Below are 2350 nucleotides of genomic sequence, written 5' to 3'. Positions count from 1 at the left end.
CGTCGAGGATGCTGTCCGAGATCTGGTCGCAGATCTTGTCGGGGTGCCCCTCGGTGACGGACTCGGACGTGAACAGACGCAGCGCGCTCATCAGGGCTCCAGAGAGGGATCGGACAGCAGGAAGGGGGTGCTCCCATGATGGACCGCACCGCCGACATCAGTCGGCGGTGCGGTCATCGGACGTCACTCGGCGTGACGGAGGCGGAGCTTGTCCTCGTTGATCTCGTGCAGAGCGATGGTCAGCGGCTTGTCCTCGACGGACGAGTCGACCAGCGGACCGACGTTGTCGAAGAGGTTTCCCTCGTGCAGGTCGGAGTAGTAGTCGTTGATCTGGCGCGCCCGCTTGGCGGCGTAGATCACGAGCTCGTACTTCGAGTCGACGCGGTCGAGCAGGTTGTCGATGGGGGGATCGATGATTCCGTTGGTGTGGTGTCCGGCCATGGTGGGACCTCCTGATCAGGCGACGGGATCGTCGCTAAGACGGTGCAGCAGGCGCGCGAAGACGCTCAGCGCGCAGAGCTTGAAGACAATTCTACGACCTCCGCGGCGGCGGCGGCGACGTCCTCGTTCACGATGAGGTGGTCGAACTCGTTCTGCGCGGCCAATTCGACCTTCGCGGTGCGCAGCCTTCGCGCGCGTTCCTCGTCGCCCTCGGTGCCGCGCCCCACGAGTCTCTGCACCAGTTCGTCCCAGGTCGGCGGCAGCAGGAAGATGAGCGTCGCCGCCGGTTCTGCCTTGCGCACCTGACGTGCACCCTGCAGATCGATCTCGAGCAGCACGGTCTTGCCCTCAGCCAGCGCTGCGTCGATCGGCGCCCGGGGCGTGCCGTAGCGGGACCTGTTGTGCACGACGGCATACTCGAGGAGCTCGTCTTCGGAGATCAGCCTGTCGAACTCGGAGTCGTCGACGAAGTAGTAGTGGACTCCGTCGACCTCGCCGGGCCGGGGAGCGCGGGTCGTCGCCGACACCGACAGATGGATCTCGGGATTGTGCTCGCGGATGTGCGCCGCGACAGTGCCCTTGCCCACGGCCGTGGGGCCGGCGAGGACGAGAAGACGACTGCGTTCGCCGCGCGGTTCCAGCACCGGGAAACGCGAGTCGAGCCACTCGGAGAGCGCCACTCGCTGGCGAACTCCGAGACCGCCGAGTCGCTTGACCGGAGAGATGTGCAGCTCGTCGAGGATGCGGTCGCGCTTGCCTGCGCCGATCGCCGGGAGCGCCAGCAGGAAGTCCGTGATCCGCATCGATCCCTCGACGGAGTCGGGATCAGCGGTGGCCCGCTCGAGGACGGTCTGCGGTGTCACGACGCGCATCGTCAGATCGCGCTTGAGAGACGCTCGGGCGCGGCGGCGTTCGACCGCTTTCCGTGCGGCGGCGGCACGATCGACCTCGGGAACGGGGCGGGACTCAGCCACGGCCGGCCTTCCTGTACTCTGCGACGCGTGCGTCGATGGCGGCGGCGAGACCTGCGGGTCCGGCCGAGAGGATGCTGCGGCTCTCACTCGCGATGACGGCACCGCTCATCGAGCCGAACCGGTGGTGGAGATCCGCGGGCGTCGCACCCTGCGTGCCGAAACCGGGTGCGAGGATGGGCGCCGTCGGGGTGAACGCGGCGATGCCGGCGTCCGTCCAGTCGACCGTCGCGCCGATGACGAAGCCGAAGCTCCCCCACTCGCCTGTGTGCGCATGCTCGGCGTTGCGGGCCGAGACGACCGAGATGATGTCGGCCGACACGGCGCGGCCGGTCTCGGAGACGGAGCGCTGCACGACCTCGGCCTCGGGGTTGCTCGTCGCGGCGAGCACGAAGAGTCCCTTGCCATGTTCGTCGGCGAGGGCGAAGGCGCCGTCGAGCGCTCCCACTCCGAGAAAGGGATTCACCGTGAGCGCGTCCGCCTCCAGCGGCGACCCCGGCGTCAGCCATGCCGCGGCATACGCGTCCATGGTCGATCCGATGTCGCCGCGCTTCGCATCGGCGATCACCAGGAGTCCTGCCGCCCGGGCGGCGGCGAGGACGTCTTCGAGTGCCGCGAAACCGGCAGACCCGAAGCGCTCGAAGAACGACACCTGCGGCTTCACGATCGCCGTGCGACCCGCGGCGGCTTCGACCGTGCGGAGTCCGAACTCGCGCACACCCGCGGCGTCGTCACCGAGCCCCCACGACGCGAGCAGCGCCGCATGCGGGTCGATGCCGACACAGAGCGGGCCGTGCGCCGCGAGGGCGGCACGGACCCGTTCGCCGAAGCGTGCGCTCACACCGCGGCCTTCCGGTCGAGGGCGTACTCCTGCAGGCTCTTGACCTGGAATCCCTCGTGCGCTGCGTCCATGCCGCTCACGGCGGCACCGAGCACCG

The 2350-nt window shown here is 68.8% G+C and carries 4 protein-coding genes; all 4 read right to left on the bottom strand.

Translation table 11 applies throughout. From position 1 onward, the window contains the following. Positions 1 to 91, bottom strand: a 91-nt coding sequence (locus J7E68_RS18015; protein ID WP_215174926.1) for an S-adenosylmethionine synthetase N-terminal domain-containing protein, incomplete at its 3' end; no start/stop codon positions are given. A 92-nt stretch (positions 92 to 183) separates the two neighbouring features. Beyond that, positions 184 to 441 (bottom strand): DNA-directed RNA polymerase subunit omega, encoded by a 258-nt coding sequence (rpoZ, locus tag J7E68_RS18010; protein ID WP_042536631.1) that lies wholly within the window; start codon positions 439 to 441, stop codon positions 184 to 186. Positions 442 to 506: 65 nt separating this feature from the next. After that, the gene (gene gmk, locus J7E68_RS18005) at positions 507 to 1415 is read right to left on the bottom strand and encodes a guanylate kinase (protein ID WP_215174924.1); all 909 of its coding nucleotides are present in this window, start codon (positions 1413 to 1415) and stop codon (positions 507 to 509) included. Next, a complete protein-coding gene (gene pyrF / locus J7E68_RS18000) occupies positions 1408 to 2253 on the bottom strand; it encodes an orotidine-5'-phosphate decarboxylase (RefSeq protein WP_215174922.1) in 846 nt (281 codons plus the stop codon). The genes gmk and pyrF overlap by 8 nt, the downstream gene beginning before the upstream one ends. Positions 2254 to 2350 lie beyond the last annotated feature (97 nt).

It is taken from the genome of Microbacterium sp. ISL-103, from assembly GCF_018613995.1.
GTDB lineage: Bacteria > Actinomycetota > Actinomycetes > Actinomycetales > Microbacteriaceae > Microbacterium.
The sequence above is the reverse complement of the archived record's forward strand: the minus strand, read 5'-3'. Positions and strand labels throughout refer to the sequence as shown.

Excerpts from the sequence above, each read along its gene's own strand:
- rpoZ (WP_042536631.1), bottom strand. The coding sequence starts at position 441 with ATGGCCGGACACCACACCAACGGAATCATCGATCCCCCCATCGACAAC.